The sequence below is a fragment of the Promicromonospora kroppenstedtii DSM 19349 genome, from assembly GCF_000515355.1.
Classification (GTDB): Bacteria; Actinomycetota; Actinomycetes; order Actinomycetales; family Cellulomonadaceae; genus Promicromonospora; species Promicromonospora kroppenstedtii.
In genome coordinates this window covers 28,543-33,047 of record NZ_KI911708.1, presented here as the reverse complement: position 1 = coordinate 33,047, position 4,505 = coordinate 28,543, and the positions used below count along the sequence as shown (strand labels likewise).

The window sequence follows — 4,505 nt, the reverse complement described above, 5'->3', positions numbered from 1 at the left end:
CGGGTGACGGCACCGCGGCCCGGCTGGCCCGCACCGAGCAGCCGACGGCGGCCGGGGCGACCGCCGCCCGGATCGCCGAGGGCAACGCCGCCTACGAGAAGCGGTTCGGCCGCATCTTCCTGGTCCGCGCGGCGGGACGCACCGCGGAGCAGATCCTTGACAACCTCACCGAGCGTCTGGCCAACGACCCCGCGACCGAGGCGCTGGTGACCGCGGAGCAGCTGCGCCAGATCGCCCTGCTGCGGCTCGAGACGATCGTCGAGGAGAACACCCCGGCCCCGGCCCCGGCGGTGGCGCCGTGAGCACCGCGTCGACCCACGTGCTCGACGCCGCCCGCGGCCTGCCCGCCGCCGGGCTTTCGGTCACCCTCGGCGACCGCCGGGAGGTGACCGACGCCGACGGCCGCATCGCCTGGGGCGAGGTCACGCCAGGCCGGCACGTGCTGACGTTCGCCGTCGGCGACTGGTTCGGGGCGCAGGACCGCGAGACGTTCTTCGGGCAGGTCGTGCTCGACGTCGTGCTCGGACCCGACCACACGCACGTCGCGCTCCTGCTGAGCCCGTTCGCCTACACCACCTACCGGGGGAGCTGAATGTCGATCGTCCTGGGTCCCAACCAGTACGGAAAGGCCGAGGTCCGGCTGGTGCGTGTCGACCGTGACACCCCGCGGCACCGCATCACCGACCTGAGCATCACCTCGCAGCTGCGCGGGGACTTCCGGGCCACGCACGAGTCCGGGGACAACACCGGCGTCATCGCCACCGACACGCAGAAGAACACGGTGTACGCGTTCGCGCGGGACGGCGTCGGATCGCCGGAGACTCTTCTGCTGCGGCTCGCGCGGCACTTCCTGGCGGAGCCGCAGGTCACGGGCGGGCGCTGGCGTGCGGAGCAGTACGGCTGGGAGCGGATCGGGGCCGACGCCGCCGGGGGCGCCGCGGGCGCCGTCGGCCATGACCACTCCTTCGTCCGTGGCGCCGCCGAGCGCCGCACCGCGCTGGTGCACGCCGACGACGCGGGCCTGACCGTGCTCGCCGGGCTGCGCGACGTCACGGTGCTCAAGTCGACGGGCTCGGAGTTCTCCGGGTTCCCGCGCGACCGGTACACGACCCTGCCCGAGACCGACGACCGGATCCTCGCGACCGACGTCACGGCCTGGTGGCGGTACGCGCCGTCGTTCGCCGAGGCCGCGGGCCCGGCCGACTACGACGAGCGGTTCGCCGCCGTCCGCGCTCTGCTGCTGACCACGTTCGCCGAGCTGCACTCCCTGGCCCTGCAGCAGACCGTCTTCGCGATGGGCCGCGCGGTGCTGGAGGCGTTCGGCGACATCGCCGAGATCCGGCTGTCCTGCCCCAACAACCACCACTTCCTGGTGGACCTGGAGCCGTTCGGCCTGGACAACCCGGGCGAGGTGTTCTTCGCGGCCGACCGGCCCTACGGCCTCATCGAGGCGGCCGTCCAGAGGTCCGAGGCCGGCCCGAGCACCCCGGACGGCCCGGAGCATGCCGTGTGGTCCACGATCGGAGGATTCGTATGACGGACAGGCTGATCGGTTCCGAGCGGGTGCTGGTCGAGGGTGAGCTACGCCCGGCGGTGGTGCGGACCGAGGGCGACCGGATCGCCCAGGTGTGGTGGGGCACCTCCGACCCCGACGCCGTCCTGCAGCCGGCCGACGACCTGTTCGGCGCCCCGCCGCCCCGGCCGACGGCGGTCTGGAAGCTGCACGACCGTGTGGTCCTGCCCGGGGGCGTCGACACCCACGTGCACGTCAACGAGCCGGGGCGCACCCACTGGGAAGGGTTCACCTCGGCGGCGCGCGCCGCGGCGTACGGCGGCGTGACCACCATCGTGGACATGCCGCTCAACTCGATCCCGCCGACCACGAGCGTGGAGGCGCTGCGGGTCAAGCAGGCGGCGGCGCGGGCCGCGGCGGCCCCGCTTCCCGGCGACGCCGACTGGGAGTCCGGCCGGCTGCCGGTCGACGTCGCCTTCTGGGGCGGCGCCGTGCCCGGCAACGCCGACGACCTGGAGCCGCTCTGGGACGCTGGCGTGCTGGGGTTCAAGTGCTTCCTCGCCGACTCGGGCGTCCCGGAGTTCCCGCCGCTCGACGCGGACGAGCTGATCGTCGTGATGGACCGCCTGGTCCGGTTCGACGGCCTGCTCGCCGTGCACGCCGAGGACCCCGCCGTGCTCGCGAGGGCCCCGCACCCGCCGTCGCGCGCCTACGCCGACTTCCTGCTCTCCCGTCCCGACGAGGCCGAGACGACGGCGGTGCGCACCCTGCTCGACGCCGTGCGCGAGACCGGCGCGCGCACGCACGTGCTGCACGTGTCCTCGGCAAAGGTGCTCGACCTGCTCGCGGAGGCCAAGGCGGAGGGTCTGCCCGTCACGGCGGAGACGTGCCACCACTACCTGGTGCTCGCCGCGGAGGACGTGCCCGACGGCGACGCCGCGTACAAGTGCTGCCCGCCGATCCGCGACCGGGGCAACCAGGACGCCCTGTGGGACGGGCTGCGCGAGGGCATCCTGGACTGCGTGGTCAGCGACCACTCGCCGTCGTCCGTGGCCGAGAAGGTGCTCGGCGGACCCGTCGGTGAGACCGACCTGCAGGCCGCCTGGGGCGGCATCTCCGGGCTCCAGACCGGGTTCGTCGCGTTGGCGGACGCCGCCCGCTGGCGCGGGGTGCCGCTGCCGGAGGTGTCCCGGTGGACGGCCCAGAACACGGCCGCGCTCGTGGGCCTGGACCGGGGCGAGCGGCCCAAGGGTGTCATCGCCGAGGGTGCCGCGGCAGACCTCATCGTCTACGAGCCCGACACCGTCACGACCGTCGACGCGGCGCAGCTGGCGCACCGGAACCCCGTCAGCGCGTACCACGGCCGGACCGTCACCGGGGCGGTGACGGAGACGGTGCTCGGCGGCCGGATAGCGATGTGGTCGCTCGGCGAGGCCGTGGTGCACGGCGAGCTCGACGGCGGCACCTGGCGCCCGGCGAACGACGTCGAGCACGTGCGCGGCGACGGACGGCTGATCGCCCGGCCCGGGAGTGCTGCCGCCGACGAGGCCAGGAGGCCCGCATGAGGCAGGTCCACCCGCCCGCCCGGCTGCTCATGGGCCCCGGCCCCGTGGACGCGGACCCACGCGTGCTGCGCGCCATGGCCGCGCCGCTCGTGGGCCAGTTCGACCCGTTCATGACCGACACCATGACCGAGGCCATGGTGCTGTGGCGCACGGTCTGGGACACGTCCAACGAGCAGACCCTGCTCGTGGACGGCACCTCGCGCGCCGGCATCGAGGCTGCGCTCGTGTCGCTGCTGGAGCCCGGTGACCGCGTGCTCGTGCCGGTGTTCGGCCGGTTCGGGCACCTGCTCGCCGAGATCGGCGCGCGGGCCGGCGCCGAGGTGCACACCATCGAGGCGGCGTGGGGCACGGTCTTCGACCCGGGCCAGATCGAGGACGCCGTCCGCCGCGTGCGGCCGCGCGTCGTCGCCGTCGTGCACGGGGACACCTCCACGACCATGGCGCAGCCGCTCGCGGAGCTCGGCCGGATCGCCCACGAGCACGATGCGCTCCTGTACGTCGACGCCACCGCGACCCTGGGCGGCAACCCGTTCCACACCGACGAGTGGGGCGTCGATGCCGCCACGGCCGGGCTGCAGAAGTGCCTCGGCGGCCCGTCGGGCAGCGCCCCCGTGACCCTCTCGCCCGCCGCGGTCGCCACGATCGAGCGGCGCCGGCACGTCGAGGCCGGGATCCGCACCGCGGACGACGCCGAACCGCACGGCAGCCCGATCCGCTCCAACTACCTCGACCTCGCGCAGATCATGGAGTACTGGGGACCCCGCCGCCTCAACCACCACACCGAGGCCACCTCCATGCTCTACGCCGCGCGCGAGTGCGCCCGCCTCCTGGTCGCCGAGGGGATGGCCACGGCCACCGGCCGGCACGCCCGGCACGGCGCCGCGATGCTGGCCGGCGTGCGCGGCCTCGGCCTGGAGGTCTTCGGCGACGTCGCGCACAAGATGCACAACGTCGTGGCCGTGCGCATCCCCGACGGCGTGGACGGCGACGCGGTGCGTGGCGCCCTCCTGGACGACTTCGGCATCGAGATCGGCACCTCGTTCGGCCCCCTGCACGGCGTGGTCTGGCGCATCGGCACCATGGGCTTCAACGCCCGCCGCGACGCCGTGCTCACCACGCTCGCGGCACTGGAGCACGAGCTGCGCCGGGCCGGGTTCGCCACGGAGCCCGGCGGCGGCGTCACCGCGGCGCTCGCGGTCTACGAGGAGGCGTCCCCGTGACCGCGATCGGCACCACCGACTGGGTCATGGCCCGGTGCGACGACCTGACGCGGCACTCGGCGCGCCCGGACGCCCTGGAGCGGGTGTACCTCTCGCCCGAGCACGCGGCCGCGAACACGGCGGTGCGCGCCTGGATGCTCGACGCCGGCCTGGACACCGAGACCGACGCCGCCGGCAACATCTGGGGCCGCCGGTCCGCGGCCGGCG

5 protein-coding genes and 1 pseudogene are annotated in these 4,505 nt (G+C 74.5%); all 6 read left to right on the top strand.

The genetic code is table 11. The annotated features are described in order from the left end of the window. A partial coding sequence (locus PROKR_RS19310) for a 2-oxo-4-hydroxy-4-carboxy-5-ureidoimidazoline decarboxylase (protein WP_281171737.1) occupies positions 1 to 302 on the top strand: 302 nt, incomplete at its 5' end. Next, positions 299 to 592, top strand: a complete 294-nt coding sequence (locus PROKR_RS19305) for a hydroxyisourate hydrolase (RefSeq protein ID WP_036965875.1) — start codon at positions 299 to 301, stop codon at positions 590 to 592. The genes PROKR_RS19310 and PROKR_RS19305, both read left to right, overlap by 4 nt. After that, entirely contained in the window at positions 593 to 1,537 is a 945-nt protein-coding gene (gene pucL, locus PROKR_RS19300) for a factor-independent urate hydroxylase (protein WP_036965872.1), read from the top strand. Further along, positions 1,534 to 3,078 (top strand): allantoinase AllB, encoded by a 1,545-nt coding sequence (gene allB / locus PROKR_RS19295; RefSeq protein WP_084800545.1) that lies wholly within the window; start codon positions 1,534 to 1,536, stop codon positions 3,076 to 3,078. The genes pucL and allB overlap by 4 nt, the downstream gene beginning before the upstream one ends. Continuing rightward, the gene (locus PROKR_RS19290) at positions 3,075 to 4,298 is read left to right on the top strand and encodes a pyridoxal-phosphate-dependent aminotransferase family protein (protein ID WP_036965869.1); all 1,224 of its coding nucleotides are present in this window, start codon (positions 3,075 to 3,077) and stop codon (positions 4,296 to 4,298) included. The genes allB and PROKR_RS19290 overlap by 4 nt, the downstream gene beginning before the upstream one ends. Further along, a pseudogene (locus PROKR_RS35470) lies at positions 4,295 to 4,505 on the top strand (Zn-dependent hydrolase); the annotation flags it as partial. The gene PROKR_RS19290 and the pseudogene PROKR_RS35470, both read left to right, overlap by 4 nt.